Annotated in this window: 14 protein-coding genes; 11 read left to right on the top strand and 3 right to left on the bottom strand. The window is 62.0% G+C overall.

The features are described from left to right. Nucleotides 1–165 precede the first annotated feature (165 nt). From F4Z81_01260 to F4Z81_01285, 6 genes are all read left to right on the top strand, one after another. Entirely contained in the window at nt 166–693 is a 528-nt protein-coding gene (locus F4Z81_01260; protein MXW03673.1) for a hypothetical protein, read from the top strand. 41 nt (nt 694–734) lie between these two features. Next, nucleotides 735–1,253, top strand: coding sequence for an adenylyltransferase/cytidyltransferase family protein (locus F4Z81_01265; protein MXW03674.1), 519 nt, complete (start codon nt 735–737; stop codon nt 1,251–1,253). 74 nt (nt 1,254–1,327) lie between these two features. After that, nucleotides 1,328–2,458 (top strand): Gfo/Idh/MocA family oxidoreductase, encoded by a 1,131-nt coding sequence (locus F4Z81_01270; GenBank protein ID MXW03675.1) that lies wholly within the window; start codon nt 1,328–1,330, stop codon nt 2,456–2,458. Between the two features lie 39 nt (nt 2,459–2,497). Beyond that, complete coding sequence (locus tag F4Z81_01275; protein ID MXW03676.1) at nt 2,498–3,262, top strand: sugar phosphate isomerase/epimerase; 765 nt, start codon at nt 2,498–2,500, stop codon at nt 3,260–3,262. Between the two features lie 86 nt (nt 3,263–3,348). Further along, nucleotides 3,349–4,674 carry an aspartate aminotransferase family protein gene (locus tag F4Z81_01280; GenBank protein ID MXW03677.1) on the top strand — a complete coding sequence of 442 codons (1,326 nt, stop codon included), beginning with the start codon at nt 3,349–3,351 and terminating at the stop codon, nt 4,672–4,674. An 89-nt stretch (nt 4,675–4,763) separates the two neighbouring features. Next, the gene (locus tag F4Z81_01285; GenBank protein MXW03678.1) at nt 4,764–6,422 is read left to right on the top strand and encodes a peptide ABC transporter substrate-binding protein; all 1,659 of its coding nucleotides are present in this window, start codon (nt 4,764–4,766) and stop codon (nt 6,420–6,422) included. 209 nt (nt 6,423–6,631) lie between these two features. Here F4Z81_01285 and F4Z81_01290 read toward each other — a convergent pair whose 3' ends face one another. Further along, entirely contained in the window at nt 6,632–7,330 is a 699-nt protein-coding gene (locus F4Z81_01290) for a tetratricopeptide repeat protein (GenBank protein ID MXW03679.1), read from the bottom strand. Between the two features lie 380 nt (nt 7,331–7,710). On the opposite strand from F4Z81_01290, the gene F4Z81_01295 reads away from it, so the two are divergent. Continuing rightward, nucleotides 7,711–8,985 (top strand): hypothetical protein, encoded by a 1,275-nt coding sequence (locus F4Z81_01295; GenBank protein ID MXW03680.1) that lies wholly within the window; start codon nt 7,711–7,713, stop codon nt 8,983–8,985. 7 nt (nt 8,986–8,992) lie between these two features. On the opposite strand, the gene F4Z81_01300 is transcribed toward F4Z81_01295, so the two are convergent. Both F4Z81_01300 and F4Z81_01305 read right to left on the bottom strand, forming a co-directional pair. Then, complete coding sequence (locus F4Z81_01300) at nt 8,993–9,385, bottom strand: cupin domain-containing protein (protein MXW03681.1); 393 nt, start codon at nt 9,383–9,385, stop codon at nt 8,993–8,995. 46 nt (nt 9,386–9,431) lie between these two features. After that, nucleotides 9,432–10,547, bottom strand: a complete 1,116-nt coding sequence (locus F4Z81_01305) for a ferritin-like domain-containing protein (protein ID MXW03682.1) — start codon at nt 10,545–10,547, stop codon at nt 9,432–9,434. A 107-nt stretch (nt 10,548–10,654) separates the two neighbouring features. Between F4Z81_01305 and F4Z81_01310 the strand changes: the two genes are divergently transcribed. The 4 genes from F4Z81_01310 to F4Z81_01325 form a co-directional block, all read left to right on the top strand. Then, entirely contained in the window at nt 10,655–12,793 is a 2,139-nt protein-coding gene (locus F4Z81_01310; protein MXW03683.1) for a CBS domain-containing protein, read from the top strand. A 133-nt stretch (nt 12,794–12,926) separates the two neighbouring features. Then, the gene (locus tag F4Z81_01315; GenBank protein MXW03684.1) at nt 12,927–14,003 is read left to right on the top strand and encodes an outer membrane beta-barrel protein; all 1,077 of its coding nucleotides are present in this window, start codon (nt 12,927–12,929) and stop codon (nt 14,001–14,003) included. 48 nt (nt 14,004–14,051) lie between these two features. Next, nucleotides 14,052–15,149: an outer membrane beta-barrel protein gene (locus F4Z81_01320; GenBank protein ID MXW03685.1), complete on the top strand. Its 1,098-nt coding sequence runs from the start codon at nt 14,052–14,054 to the stop codon at nt 15,147–15,149. Nucleotides 15,150–15,209: 60 nt separating this feature from the next. Beyond that, a partial coding sequence (locus tag F4Z81_01325; GenBank protein ID MXW03686.1) for a hypothetical protein occupies nt 15,210–15,409 on the top strand: 200 nt, incomplete at its 3' end.

The raw sequence follows: 15,409 nt of genomic DNA on the forward strand, positions 1-15,409 counted from the left end.
AGGCAGGCATAGGGCAAGATCCGACAAAAGATTCGAGTTGCCTGCCTTGCCGAAATCGGATAACTTCGGTGCTCGTGGAAGCCGGCTCGAATATCATGTCGCGCGTGTCGCGCCGCACTGGCATATGGGAGGAGCCGAATGAAGTGGGGATACACCAGGATTGCCATGTCGGGTACGCTTCTGGCCGGTGGACTCCTTCTGGCGGCCGCCACGGCAGGTGAGGCCCGTTCGCTGGTCGCACCGCGCCACGCAACCCATCCCTTCTACATCAGCGTCTGCCAGGTCGATCACAACCCCGAATCCGGTGCGCTGGAGATGTCTTTTCGCATCTTCATGGACGACCTGGAACTGGCCCTGGAAACGATGGGCACGGATCGGCTGCACCTGGGAACGGAACGCGAAGTTGAAAAAGCGGATATTTACATTGACCGATATCTCGCGCGCCACGTCGTAATCGAGATTAACGGCCGTCGCGTCAGTGCCGCCTTTCTTGGAAAGGAAGTGGACACGGATGCGATCTGGTGTTACGTGGAGGTCGAGAACATCCCTGTGCTGGAATCGATGACCATGACGAATACACTGCTCCTCGAGACGTTTGAGGAGCAGGTCAATCTCGTGCACGTCAACGCCAACGGCCAGAAGAAGAGCCTGTTGTTCAGCCAACAACAGATTACGCAGACCCTGGACTTCTGAGCAGGATTCCCGGTCCCCTGCCAAAATCATCATCCCGTACCATGCCGCAGCACACGCGAAATGAAGCCCGCATCGTAGACCTGGATGAGTTCCCCGGCCCGAAGGCCAGGGAAGACCTGGGCGCCATCGTCGCCACCTCAGGGGGGTACGATCCGCTTCATCCCGGCCACGTCTCCTGCCTGCTGGAGTCGTCGGCCCATGGCGATACCCTGGTCGTTATCGTCAACGGCGACGGGTTTCTTCGCCGCAAGAAGGGCAAGCCCTTCATGGATCTCAGGGCCCGTTGCCAGGTCGTCTCCTGTATCCGCGGCGTGGACTACGTCATACCTTTTGAAATAGAAGACGACGATACGGTCTGCGAGGCCCTGAGGGTGATCCGGCCCCGCGTGTTCACCAAGGGCGGTGACCGGACCGACATGTCCAATATACCCGAGTGGAGCGTATGCAAGGAACTCGGCATCGAAGTGATTTCGGGGGTGGGGTTGGACAAGGCCTGGAGCAGTTCCGACTACCTGGAATCGTGGGGACGATTCTGGGCCGGTCGTACGGACCGCGGGTAGGGCCAAAAGGGTAATTGCTGCTTGTCCCGTGTCCGCTGCCGTCTTATAATCCTCGTTACACGAGAATCACCCGAATGCTCCCGGATGACCCGGAGGACAGCATGGCCAGCAGATACCGCGCCGCCGTGATCGGCCTCGGCCGCATGGGCAGCACCTTCGACGACGAGATCGACCAGGGCGGATCCATTTTCCTGCCTTACTGCCACGCGCCGTCCTACCATGCCGCGCCGGATGTGGACCTGGTCGCCGGGGCGGATCCCCACAAAGAGCAGAGCTCGATATTCGGCGAGCGCTGGGGCATCGAAGGTGGTCACCTTTATGCGGACTACCGCGATATGCTCGAGCAGGAGCGTATCGATCTGCTCAGCGTCTGCACCACGGCCCGGATCCGATCACAGATCGTTCAGGATGCCGCCCGGGCCGGCGTGAAGGCCATTTGGGCGGAAAAGCCCATCGCCCTGACCCTGGCCGAGGCGGACGCCATGGTGGAGACCTGCGCGAAGCACGGCGTCGCCCTGGCCATCAACTGCGCGCGGCGCTGGCATCCGTTCTTCTCCCACGCGAAGACCATGATCGAAGAAGACGAACTCGGCGAGATCGTACAGGTGACGGGCTACGGCCAGTGCGGTCTTTCCCACAACGGCAGCCACCTCATCGATATTGTCCGGTACATGGCGGGCGGCAGGGTCGAATGGGTGTACGGCGAGATGGAATCCGACGAGGCCGCGGCGGGCGAGAAAGATCTCATGGGCAACGGATACCTGGCCTTCGACAACGGGGTCCGGGCCTTTGTCCGCGGCATGCCCTGCGGGATCGCGAACTGGGAGATCGACGTCCTTGGCACGAAGGGCCGCTTCCGCTCCATCGCGAACGGGCAGGACGCCGAACTGGTGAAGCTGCATCCCGGCGGTCCGCGGGGCAGAGGCGTGCCCGCCCGCATGCCGTTTCCCTGGCCGGCCCGGTACCCATCCATGGGGCTGACCATCGTCGCGGACCTGATTTCGGCCGTCGAAAACGGCCATCCCCCGAAGTGTTCCGGGGTGGACGGGCGCGAGGCCCTGGAAGTGGCCATCGCCCTCCGGGAATCCCATCGAAGGAAAGGGCAGAAGGTTCACCTACCCGTGCCGGATCGTGAACTGGGCATCCTGTCCGCCGAAATACACCAGGACGACGTACCGGCGCGCGTCCGGCGCCTGCGGGGTTAGTGCGGCGCGCGTCCGGCGCCTGCGGGGTTAGGAGACCGAATGAAGCTCGGGTTCGTGACCTACCAGATCGGCCGGGACTGGGACGTGCCGGCCATCATCGACATGTGCGGAAGGACGGGTTTCACGGGCGTGGAACTCCGCACGACCCATGCCCACGGCGTGGAATCCTCGTTGAGTGCGGGCGAGCGTTCGGAGGTACGGCGGCGTTTCGAGGACGGCGGCGTGGACCTGGTGGGACTTGGAACGGCCTTCGAGTATCATTCGGTCGATCCGGACGAGGTGCGGTCGAACGTGGACGGAACCGTCGAGTATGCGAAACTGGCGGCTGACCTCGGTTGTCCGGGCGTCAAAGTGCGCCCCAACGGCCTGCAAACCGAAGCGGGCATTCCCGAAGAGGCGACCCTGGAGCAAATCGGGAAAGCGGTCGGGGAATGCGCGGAAGCGGCCGGCGGCCTCGGCGTGCAGATCCGGGTCGAGGTGCACGGCAAGGACACCCAGGAGCCGCGGCGCATGCGCGCCATCATGGACCACGCGGACCATCCCAATGCATATGTCTGCTGGAACTCGAATTTCGGCGAAGTGGTTAACGGATCCATCGAGACCAACTACCGGCTGCTTGCCCACAAGATCGGCCTGGTGCACATCACCGAGATCTATCGCGCGGAATATCCCTGGCGGGAGCTCTTCCGGTTGCTTCAAGCGGACGGTTATGAAGGATACACGCTTGCGGAAATCGCCCACAGCCCCGAACCCGAGCGGCTGATGGGCTACTACAAGGCCCTCTGGGAAGTGTACCAGGCGTAAGCGACCGCTGGGCGCGTGCCAACGCTTGAGTGCCCGTGTGGCGCAATCCTTCGATTCCGGTCCATAATGAAAGGGATCTCCTATAAATGACGACGGCACAGAAGATATCGCAGGAGGCGGTCTACCGCAAAAGGACGCCGGGATCCTGTGAAGCGTTCAAGCGCGCGGGTGAAGTCATGCCCGGCGTCGCCAAGGGCGCCTACTACTACGCGCCGTACCCGGTCACCATCGCGCGGGCAGAAGGCTGCCACCTGTACGACGTGGACGGCAACCGGTACGTGGATTTCGCCAACCACCACACGACGCAGATCCTGGGGCACAATCACCCGGCCGTCGTTCAAGCCGTGGAGCGACAGCTGGAGCAGGGCATTGCAGTGGCCGCTCCCATGGGAATCGAAACGGTGCTGGCGGACGAGCTGTGCCGGAGAGTGGACTCCCTGGAGATGGTCCGGTTCTGCAACTCCGGGACGGAGGCGACCCTCCACGCGATCCGGCTGGCGCGGGAGTATACGGGCCGTCACCTCATCGCCAAGTTCGAAGGGGGCTACCACGGCAGCCACGACGCCGTCGAAATCAGCACTTCACCCGATCCGGCGAAGGCGGGTCCCGCGGATCGGCCGGTGCCCGTGGCCAGCGCGGGAGGCATGCCGCCCAACGCCACCGACAACGTCGTCATCCTGCCCTTCGACGACGAAGCGGCCGTCGAGGCGATTGTCGCGGAGAAAAGCGACGAACTGGCGGCCGTGATCCTCGACCCGAAGACGGGCGTCATCCCCCAGCGATTGGACTTCGTGAAGGCGGTACGCGAGATCACCGCACGTCACCGCGTGCTCCTGATCCTGGACGAGATCGTGGGATTCCGCGCGTCACCGGGCGGGGTCCAGGCCCAGTGCGGCATTCTGCCCGACCTGAGCACCTACGGAAAGATCGTGGGCGGTGGGTTTCCCGCGGGCGCTTTCGGCGGCCGCAGGGAACTGATGTCCCTGCTGGATCCCACCCAGGGCAAGGCCCGGGTTTTCCAGAGCGGATCCTTCAGCGCACACCCCGTCACCATGGCCGCGGGCCTCGCCATGCTGGAAGTGCTGACGCCCGACGTGTATACAAGACTCGACCGTCTCACCGATCGTCTCGTGCATGGTCTTGAAGACGTGTTCGCCCGCACGGGTACCGTGGCGACGGTGGCCGCGTCCGGCTCCACCTTCAGCATCTATTTCACAAGGGAACCGGTCCGAACCTACCGCGCCGTGGCGGCGGCCGACAAGGGACCCGTGGCCGCGGTATTTCTTGGCTTGCTGAACCGCGGTTACTACCTGTCGAACGGCCTCGCCATGAACTGCCTTTCCGCGGCCATGGACGAATCGCATGTCGACGGTCTCGTCGAGGCGGTGGCCGGTACGCTGGAAGAAATCTGACGTTCCACCTGGACAGCACGGTCCGCCTGGCCAGCACAATCCGTCTGGACTGAATTCACCGACCATCTATTCATCACAGGAAAAGAACCATGCACTATTCAATCAAGTATGCTGCCGCCCTGCTCGGCGCCGTCTCCGCCTTCTTCCTGGTCCCCTTGCTGATCGCGGCGCAAGGCGGTTCCGGGGAATCGGCCGCGCGGCCCCTTCCGCCGGACGCCTCCCCTCGGGACCAGCAGGTCTTCAGGTACATGAGCCCGGAGCCCCGCACCCTCGATTCCGCAATCAACGACTACGACACGGAAGACACCATCATCCCCTTCGAGCCCCTGCTCCGCCGCGATCCGAACTGGAATCCGGAACCCGCGGCCGCGGACAGCTACACGTCTTCCCCGGACGGCAAGACGTGGACCTTCCACCTACGCCAGGGCGCGAGGTGGAGCGACGGCCGGCCCGTTACGGCCCATGACTTCGTCTACTCCTTCCGCCGCATGCTGGACCCGGAAGAGGCCAACCCCTATGGGTTCTTCTACCACGACTTCAAGAACGCCAGGCCTATCAACCGCGGCGAGATCAAGGACCTGACCCAGCTGGGCGTCCGCGCGGCCGACGATCTCACGCTGGTCATCGAAACGGAGAAGTCGGCGCCGTACCTTCCCTATATCGTTTCCTATGGGAATGCGCTGCCGGTGCCGCCCTGGCAAGTCGAGAAGCACGAGAGGAAATGGACCCGCCTCGAGAACATCGTCTCGAATTCGGGGTTCAAACTGTCGGAGTGGATCACCGGAAGCCACATGACCCTGGTTCCGGACCCCATGTACAACGGTCCCCACAAGCCGTACCTGGAGAAGGTCATCCATCCCTTCCGCAACGCGGCGGTGGCCACGGTCCTCGCCTACGAGAACGACGAGGTGGACCGCGAACTCGTTGACGTGACCGACATGCCCCGCATCCTGGCCGATCCCGAACTCGCGCCGGACCTGGTCAAGATAGCCGCGCGGGCCTCATGGTATCTCTTCTACCGCACCCGGCAGCCGCCCTTCGACGACGTGCGGGTCCGGGAAGCCTTCACGCGGGCGATCGACCGGGAGGTCATCACCAGTATCCTCCTGGGCGGCACGGCCGTCCCCGCCTACTCCATGATCCCGCCCGAGTTCGCGGAGTACAACGGGCCGGCCATGAAACCCTACCAGACCTACGATCCGGCAAGGGCCCGGGAACTCATAGCCGAGGCCGGTTATCCCCGCGGCAGAGGGTTCCCCCGCCAGGAGATGTGGCTGCGTGCGCCGAACCCCACCATCAAGCGGATAAGCGAGGCCATCATGGCCATGCTGAAGGAGAACATCGGGGTCGACGTGACGATCCGGAGCGCCGACCGGACCATGTACATGAACAACATGTATAACTGGCGCATGAACCTGGGGCTGATCGTGTTCTACGCGGATTACCTGGATCCCCGCAACATGCTCGACATGATCTGGCATTCGCAGCCTCAGGGGTATGGCCGTTCGGACTGGACGAACGTCGAGTTCGACCGCCTGGTGGAGGAGGCAGCCGCGGAACTGGACAGGGACAGGCGGCGGGCGCTTTACGCGGAGGCGGAGGAGATCATGGTGTCGGACTACGCCGGGTCCTTTCTCTTCCATCCGGTGTACCTGGAACTCAGGAAGCCCTGGGTCAAGGGGATCGCGGAAAACCCCGACGGTACGGTCGGCGCCATGGACTATACGCGGGTCTACATCTCCCGTTGAAAACCGTCCGTTGTAAACCGCCCGTGGGAACGCCCAGGTGCGATAGGGCGGTGGTACAGATCCGTACGGTACGGTGCGGTGCAGATCCGTACAAACAAACTCAAACAAAAGGCCTCCGCGCGAATCCCTTTCACGCGGAGGCCTTTCGATTTTCGGTCCGTTTCTGATTGTTTCTTCGGCTTGATCGGCCGGATCAATCCGGATGTCGCTTAACGGATCGCGTCCTTCATCTGGGCGACGATGTTCCGGAGTGACGCGGCGTTCCTGGCCCGGGGCGCCAGTCTCAGATAGTTCTCGTAGGACCTGATCGCGTTCGGATAGTCCTCGCGGGTCTGGTACAGGATGCCCAGGTTGTAGTGCCAGTTCGCCTTCTTGTCGTTGATGCCGATCGCGGCCCGGTAGGATCTGATCGCGTTGCTGCTGTTCTTGAGCTTCTGGTATGCGCTGCCCAACGCGCCGTGGGCGTCTGCGTATTTGGCATCGATCTCCGTCGCCTTCCGGAACGACCTGATCGCGTTGGAGGTCTGGCCCGCCTTCTGCTGGGAAAGGCCGAGGTTGTAGTACGCTTCCTTGTAGTCCGCCTTCAACTCGACGGCTTTCTGGAACGCACCGATGGCGTTCGTAAACTGTCCTGCCTTGAAGTAGGCGATGCCGAGATTGTAGTGACGGGGAGGATCGTCCGGCATGGCGTCCACTTTCGTCTTCGCGTCATCTATCGTCTGGGCCTGAATGGCAGGCGCCGCGACCAACGCGACCAGGACCGTGAATACGGCAAGACTTTTCAACTTCATGATGCGTGTCATCCTCATTCCTCCGTTGGATAACTGAGCGTTACAGGACACTGAGTATTTATGGACAAAGCGAGGTTTTCGGCGTATATTGTATCCAAGTAAGATAAGATATGCCATTTGGCCTGAATAAGCAAGTTATATTCTCGACTTTCAAGCATACTCAACGGAATCGAAGCATCAAGGAGGCCATCGATGACCAGGTACACCGTCGATGATTTTCTGGGAGACGCCCGGCGGATCGTGCGGGAAAACGGGATCAGGCACGGACTGGAATCGATCAGGAAGAACACCGAAAGGCTGCTGGGCCAGTCCGACCTGCTGGAAACCTATGTGAACATGGACGAATACGAAGGCCACACGGTAATCGGCCATGATCCCGAGACGGATATACACGTCATCGTCCATGGAGGTCAAAAGGGCGGCACTTCCCCGCCCCACGATCACGGTCCCTGCAGCGTGATCTACGGCAACTACACCGGGCATACCCTGATGCGGCGATGGAATCGGCTGGACGATGGAGGATCGGAAGGACCGGCCCGCCTCGAGGTGGCCCGGGAGTATACCGTGGGCGCCGGGCAGGCGACCGCCTTCGCCGAGGGGGATATCCACTCCATCGACTATCCCGACGGCGCCTTCTTCGTCCGCGTTACCGTGGGGGACGTGGAAAGGCAGAAGACGCGCCGCTTCGATCTCGAGCGGGGTATCGTGGAGATCGACGACCGCGCGGCACGCACCGGATAGCCGCCGCAACCCACGGTCCGTGCCCGTACCATGTCGCTAGCCAGATCCCGTCCACCCGATCAGGCGCCTGTCGACCCATGTCCACCCTCGAACAAAAAACCGGACAAGTTCCGGTAAAACCCACCGATATCGTTCCGCCCGACCGGCTGAGCGAACTGTTGCGTCGACGCAACCTGCCGGGTTTCGTATTCCTGGCCGGGCATCTGGCGGCCACCTTGCTCACCGGATACCTGGTGTCGCTTACCCTGGGCACCTGGTGGCTGGCGCCGGCCCTGCTGGCCCATGGCGCCGTCGTGGTGCACTGGTTCGCGCCCTTCCATGAATGCTCTCACGGCACGGCCTTCAGAAGCACGGCGATGAACCGGATCGTGGGGTGGGTCACCGGCACCGGGCTGTTTCTCATCCCCGCGTACTTTCGCTACGAGCACCTGGCCCATCATTCCCACACGCAGATCACCGGGGACGATCCCGAGATGATCCCCATGGCGGAAAGCCTGGGCGGCTATCTCTGGTACGCGACGGGCATTCCCTATTTCTACAGCAACCTGACCGCCCTGGCGCGGATGCTCTTCGGGCGGTTCAACGCGGTCGAACGCAAGTTTCTGCCGGGACGAGCACGTGGAATCGTGGTGATGGAGGCCTGGAGCATGGTCCTGGCCTACGGCGCGCTGGCGGCCGTATCGGTCTGGTTCGACACGCTGGCCGTGGTCCTGTTCTGGCTGGCGCCCCGTTTCCTGGGCGAGCCCGTCATGCGTCTCATCCGCATGTCCGAGCACACGGGCTGTCCCCGCGTCCGCCACATCCTGCTCAACACCCGGACCGTGCTGACCATCCCCCTGGTCCGGTGGCTGAACTGGAACAACGCGTACCACGCCGAACACCACGCCATTCCCACCGTGCCCTTCCACGCCCTCGGCGACCTGCACCGGATCATGGGCCCCCACTTCGAGGAAGTACGGCCGGGATACGTGAATACGCAACTGCACCTGATGGCAAACGGAATGAAAAACAGCGGCGCGAAGGGCGGCTGACCGAAGGCTAGCCGTCGGCCGGTTCCGGGGCACCCTTTGGCGGCACGACGCACAGGAACCCGAGCGGTTCCTCGCCGACGCTCTCGAACTGGTGCTGTTCGTTAGGGGCGATGTACACCACGTCGCCCGGTCCCACGTCGTGGACGTCCCACCCGATAAGTACTTTCGCCCGTCCCCGTAGGATGTAGATGCCGTGGTCGTGGGGATGGCGGTCGAAGGAAGATTGCCCGCCCGGTTCGATTTCGAAGTAGCGGACGGAAAAATTGTTCGCCCCGTCGTCGGGACCGATGACTACACGCACCGATCCGCCCACTGCCCCGCCTTTGCTGTAGGGCTGCTTCTCCACGCCGGACCAGTCGTTCGCTCCTTGCTGTCCCTGGTGCTTATGGACGACACCCATTTCAAGCCTCTTAGCAAAACGGCCTATTCACGATTAAGTGAACGCACTACATGAAGTTCCGCACGCCGCTGCCGTGCAGTTCCGAGATGCGTTCGGCATCCTGGCGGTCGAAGCCGATGGCTACCAACTCGCGTACCCGCTTGTGGTGCATTTCCTCGTATAGCCCCATCACCGCGTCCCGTCCCCGCGCCAGTTGCTCCGGGTGCGAGCCGCCGCCGGCCAGCGTCATCATGGCTTTCAGCACGAAGGGGCTGGAACCTGAAGCCTGCTGGAGGAACAGGGTCCGCTCCTCGGCCGCCCGCATCAGATCGTCCTTTATCGAGGGATCCTGCTCGATGTGGTAGGCGAAATGGGATATGCCGTACCCGACGTGCCGGCCCTCGTCCTGGCGCGCCAGCTTGAATGTCCGGGCGGTCACCGGGTCGGGCGCGACCTGCTCCAGGAACATGAGGAGTTCCATGAAGGTTCCCTCGCCCAGAACGTGCATGAGAAAGGAACCGTTCGAGTAGTCGTCCTGGGCCAGCAGGCTGCGCAGGGACCATTCGGTCGCGGCCGAGACGTACTGCAGGCCACCGCCGTTGGCGAGGGCGCGCTTGGTGAATACCTCCGCGTGCCGGGCCTCGTCCATGACCTGCGTGGCCAGGAAGAGGACCACCTCGGAGAACTGCGGATCGATACGGTTCATGAACTTGGCTGGCAGGTACATAGCCAGGTACTCGTTCTGGATCAGGAAGGTCATGACCTGGCACACCGCCTGCTCCAGATCGTCCGGCAACACGGGCAGGTCATCCCACGGGATGTCCGTCGTGGCGTCCCACTGCCCCGCCTTGCCCTGCTCGTACAGATCCGCGATGTTATCGGCCCATACCAGCTTCTTCTCCCGAATGGCAAACCCGAAATCGGGCGTTCCGGGATCGACGACCGAACCCCGCTGCGCCAGGCCGTGTCCGTCGAACGCCACTTCCGGCACTTCGCCTGCCCTGCCGACCTGGCAGTCCCGCATGAGGATGCCGCGGCCGTCCGCGGGTTTCACGCGGATGCCTCGGTCTGGCTCGTCCCAATCGGATGTATCGGGCAGTGGAATAGAGAAGTCGTCGGACTTGAGTTCGCCGGACCTGGATTCTTCGGACATGGGGTCTTCGGACTTTTTGTTCTCGGACATGTTCAGACCTGTTCCAGTGCGAAAATTGACTTAATGATTCTCGGCAAGTATATGTATGATACTGGGTTTGCCGGTCGATGACAAGATGAAGGTGGGAAGGACGATTCATGAATCTGTCGAGGCTTCGGGTGTTTCGCCTCTGGCGCGTAATGGCACGGCGTTTCAGGCAACGCCTGCACGCCAATATCGAACGCATGCGGACGACCGACCAGGTCTTCATGATCAGCGCCGCGGTACTGATCGGCGTGCTGGGGGCGGGAGGAGCCATCGCATTCCGCGAGCTGATCATGTTCATCGAGTCCGTGGCCTGGGGCGGTGGATTGTCCGACCGTGTTTCACTCACTACGCTGGCGGTGCTCACGGTACCCACGGCCGGCGGGCTGATCGTCGGCGTCCTGATCTACTTCAGCACCCGGGAAGCCCGCGGACTGCCCGATGTCATGGAAGCCGTGGCTCTTCGCGGCGGACGCATAAGGCCCCGGGTCGCCGTGGAGACCTCGCTCGCCACCGCCATCAGCATAGGCTCCGGGTTGTCGGTGGGCCGCGAGGGTCCCATCGCCCAGATCGGCGCCGCCATCGGCTCCACCTTCGGCCGTCTGACGCACGTCAACGTCCATCGCATGCGCACCTTCGTGGGCTGCGGCGCGGCCGCGGGCATCGCGGCGACCTTCAACACGCCGATCGCCGGCGCGCTGTTCGCCCTCGAAGTCATCCTGGGCAATTTCTCCTTCAGCCGGTTCAGTCCCATCGTGATCTCCTCGGTGGTGGCTACCGCCATTTCCCGCCATTTTCTGGGCAACCAGCCGGCCATCATCGTGCCCCCGCACGGCGTGAACCACCCGCTCGAATTCGTTCTGTACGCCGTACTGGGCATCCTGGCCGCCATCGTGGGCACCCTCTTCGTCCGGGCGCTTTACGGCGTGGAAGACCTCTACGGAAAGGTGCCGCTTCCGGATTACCTGAAGCCGATGACCGGAGGCCTGCTCGTCGGCGCCCTGGCCCTGCTCTATCCCCAGATCCTCGGCGTGGGATACGAGACCATGGACCGGGCATTGTTCTCCGAACTGGAATGGCAGTTCCTGCTCATCCTGGTATTCATGAAAATCGCCGCCACGTCCTTCTCCCTGGGATCGGGCGCCTCGGGCGGCGTGATTGCCCCCTCCCTGTTCGTCGGCTGCATGCTGGGCGGCGCTTTCGGCGCGCTGGTCAACCACCTGCTTCCCGGAACGAGCGCCACCGACGGCGCGTACGCCCTGGTGGCCATGGGCGCGCTGGTGTCTTCGACCATCCGGACCCCCATGACGTCGATCCTGATGATCTTCGAAATGACCGGTAATTACGAGTTGATCCTGCCGCTGGCGATCTCCGTCATCGTCAGTACGGCGCTGTCCGCCTACCTGCTCAAGCCTTCGGTTTACACCTTGCGCCTCCTCAGGAGAAACGTGGACCTGGAAAAGGGCCAGGAGACGAACATCCTCAGGTCGCTGACCGTCGGGCAGGCCCGGGTTGCCTCTTTCGAGACGATACCGCCGCAGGCGCCGCTCGACGACCTCATGTCCCGCCTGGCCGATAGTACGGATACGGAGTTCTATATTACGGACGGTGAGGAGCGTTACCAGGGAACGGTCACCTTCGACCGCATCCGCAGTCTCGTCGCGTACGGCGAGGATCTCGAAGGCGTCATCGTGGCCCACGACATCGCCCAGTTCGACCTGCCGACAGTCAACGACGGCGACACGCTGGACCGGGTCATGCTGCTCTTCGGTCGGCACCAGGTAAACGCCTTTCCCGTTGTCGAGCCGGACTCGGGGCGCCTGGTCGGCGTCATCAGCCGAGAACACGTCATGGACGCCTACAACCGGGAGACGGCCAGACGGGACCTGGCCGGTGAATTCGGGAGCATGGTAGACACGTTGAGCGGCGGACAGGTCGTGCAGCTGGGAGACGCTTACGCCATGGTGGAAATCAACGCGCCCCGGCGGTTCATAGGAAGCAGCATCCGGCGCCTTCAGATCCGCAGCCGGCACGGTGTGCAGATCCTGCTTATCAGGAAACGGGAGCACGGGGACGGTCAGGACGCCCAGTCGAAACCGGCAGACCAGGCAGACCAGGCGGTCCAGGCCGGCCAGGCGAACCGGGACGGCCAGGCGCACTTCGTCCCTGCGCCGGACTATGTGATCCAGGAGGAAGATGTCCTGCTCGTCGCCGGGGAGCGCGATCGCATAGATCGTATCATCCACCTGTAATGTTTAGTAGCCAAATGTTTAGTTGACATCATACTATTACGTCCTATTATACGAATCGCATACTCGCGACGAATCGTTAACATCAAGAGGTTCCTTTTCTGTCACATCACATCCACATCATGGGAGCGTGAAAATGGGTACCTTTATGTTACGCAGATTCCCCGTATGGCTGGCGGTCCTGATGCTCGCGGCCTTACCGGCCGCCGCGCAGGAGAGCGGTGATTCGGCCGTTTCCGGCCTGGTCGAAATCTCGGGGTTCGTAGACGCCAGCTACACCTACTCCAATCTCGATGATTCGAACACCTTCGGTCTCGATCAGGTGGAGATCGATCTATCGAGGAACCTGGGCGATATCGGCTCGTTGCGCGCGGACCTGGAATGGGTGAGCGACGGCGAAGGCGGGTTCTCCCTCGACGCGGAGCAGGGGTACGTGACCCTTGATCTCGGCATGGGCCGCGGGGAGGGGAACTACCCGACCCTGACCTTCGGCAAATTCAACGCGCCCATCGGGTTCGAGCTTCTTGACGCGCCGGACATGTACCAGTACTCCCACGCACTGGTCTTCGATAATGGATTGCCCACCAACCTGACCGGCGCCATGCTGTCCATGGACCTGGGCGGCGGCATGGACGTGGTGGTCCACCTGTCCAACGGATGGGACCAGAACGTCGACACGAATACCAACAAGATGATCGGCGGCCGGCTCGGCTACAGCCACGAGGAGTTGGGCGGCATCGGTTTCTCGGCGATGCGCGGCGACGAAGAGGGCTTGGTCGGCAACCTGACCGTCTACGACGTCGACCTGACCCTGACGCCGGCGCCCGGACTCATCATCGGCGGGGAGTACAACAACGGCAAGACGGAGCTTGACCAAGTTAACGTAGAAAACAGCTGGAGCGGCTACATGGTGATGGCACACTACAGTCTTACCGACGTCATGGGGTTGACGGGCCGGTACGACTACTTCAGCCGGGACATTTCGCAGGTTGCGGCACGCCGCAGCGGTGCGCAGGATCATCCACCGGGCAACGTGGAAGTATCCCAGCAGGCCCTCACCATCGCCCCGACGTTCGCGCTGACCGATGGGCTCGGGTTCCTCATGGAACTCCGCCGGGATTTCTCCGACGAAGCGATCTTCTACAATTCGGAATCGGGGAAATCGGAAAAGTCGATGGTCAATTTCGCCTTCGAGATGACCTATTCGTTCTGAGTCGGACCTGATCCGTGAGTTTTACCATCACACCATGGGAGCGCGTATATGGGTACCTTCTTGTTACGAGGAATCCCCGCCTTGCTGGCGGTCCTGATACTCGCCGCCTTCCCGGCCGCCGCGCAGGAGAATGAAGATTCGGCCGTTTCCGGCCTGGTCGAAATCTCGGGGTTCGTAGACGCCAGCTACACCTACAACAGTCTCCATGATTCGAATACCTTCGGCCTCGATCAGGTGGAGATCGATCTGTCGAGGAACCTGGGCGATATCGGCTCGTTGCGCGCGGACCTGGAATGGGTGAGTGACGGCGAGGGCGGGTTCACCCTCGACGCCGAGCAGGGTTACGTCACCCTCGATCTCGGGCTGGGTCGGGACGAGGGGAACTACCCGATCCTGACCTTCGGTAAATTCAACGCGCCCATCGGGTTCGAACTCCTGGACGCCCCGGACATGTACCAGTATTCCCACTCGCTGGTCTTCAGTAGGGGACTGCCCACCAATCTGACCGGCGCGATGCTGGCCATAAATCTGAGCGGCGGCATGGACGTGGTGGTCCACCTTACGAACGGGTGGGACAATAACGTCGACGCGAATTCCAACAAGATGTTCGGCGGCCGACTCGGTTACAGCCACGAGGATATGGGCGGGATAGGCTTCTCGGCGATGCGCGGCGACCAGGAGGTAACGGTCTTGAATTCGGCCGTCGAAGATCCGGTCGGCAATCTGACCGTCTACGACATCGACCTGACCCTGACGCCGGCGCCCGGGCTCATCATCGGCGGGGAGTACAACTACGGCAAAAGAGAACTGGAAATTTGGGACTCGGAAACCAAGTGGAACGGCTACATGGTCATGGCGCACTACAGTCTTACCGACGTCATGGGATTGACGGGCAGGTATGACTACTTTAACACCAGCACCAGAACCGTCACCTCCTCCGCCCCCGGTTTGATTCATACATTCGAATCGGATAAGACCCATCAGGCCCTCACCGTCGCCCCGACGTTCGCGCTGACCGACGGCCTGGGGTTCCTCATGGAACTCCGCCGGGATTTCGCTGACGCTGCGATATTCGGGGATCCGGATGAAGGTGAGCAGGAAAAGTCGATGGTCAACTTCGCCTTCGAGATGACCTATTCGTTCTGAGTCGAATCTGATCCGTAGGTTTTTAACATCACATCATGGGATCATGAAAGAGGTACCTTTGTGCTACGTAGATTCCCAGGCTGGCTTACGGTCTTGATGCTCGCCGCCTTCCCGGCCTCCGCACAGGAGAATGGTGATTCGGCCGTTTCCCGCCTGGTCGAAATCTCGGGATTCGTAGATGCCAGTTACACCTACAACAATTCCGATGATTCGAATACCTTCGGCCTCGATCAGGTGGAGATCGATCTGTCGAGGAACCT

It is taken from the genome of Gemmatimonadota bacterium (assembly GCA_009835325.1).
In the GTDB taxonomy this organism is placed as follows: domain Bacteria; phylum JAAXHH01; class JAAXHH01; order JAAXHH01; family JAAXHH01; genus JAAXHH01.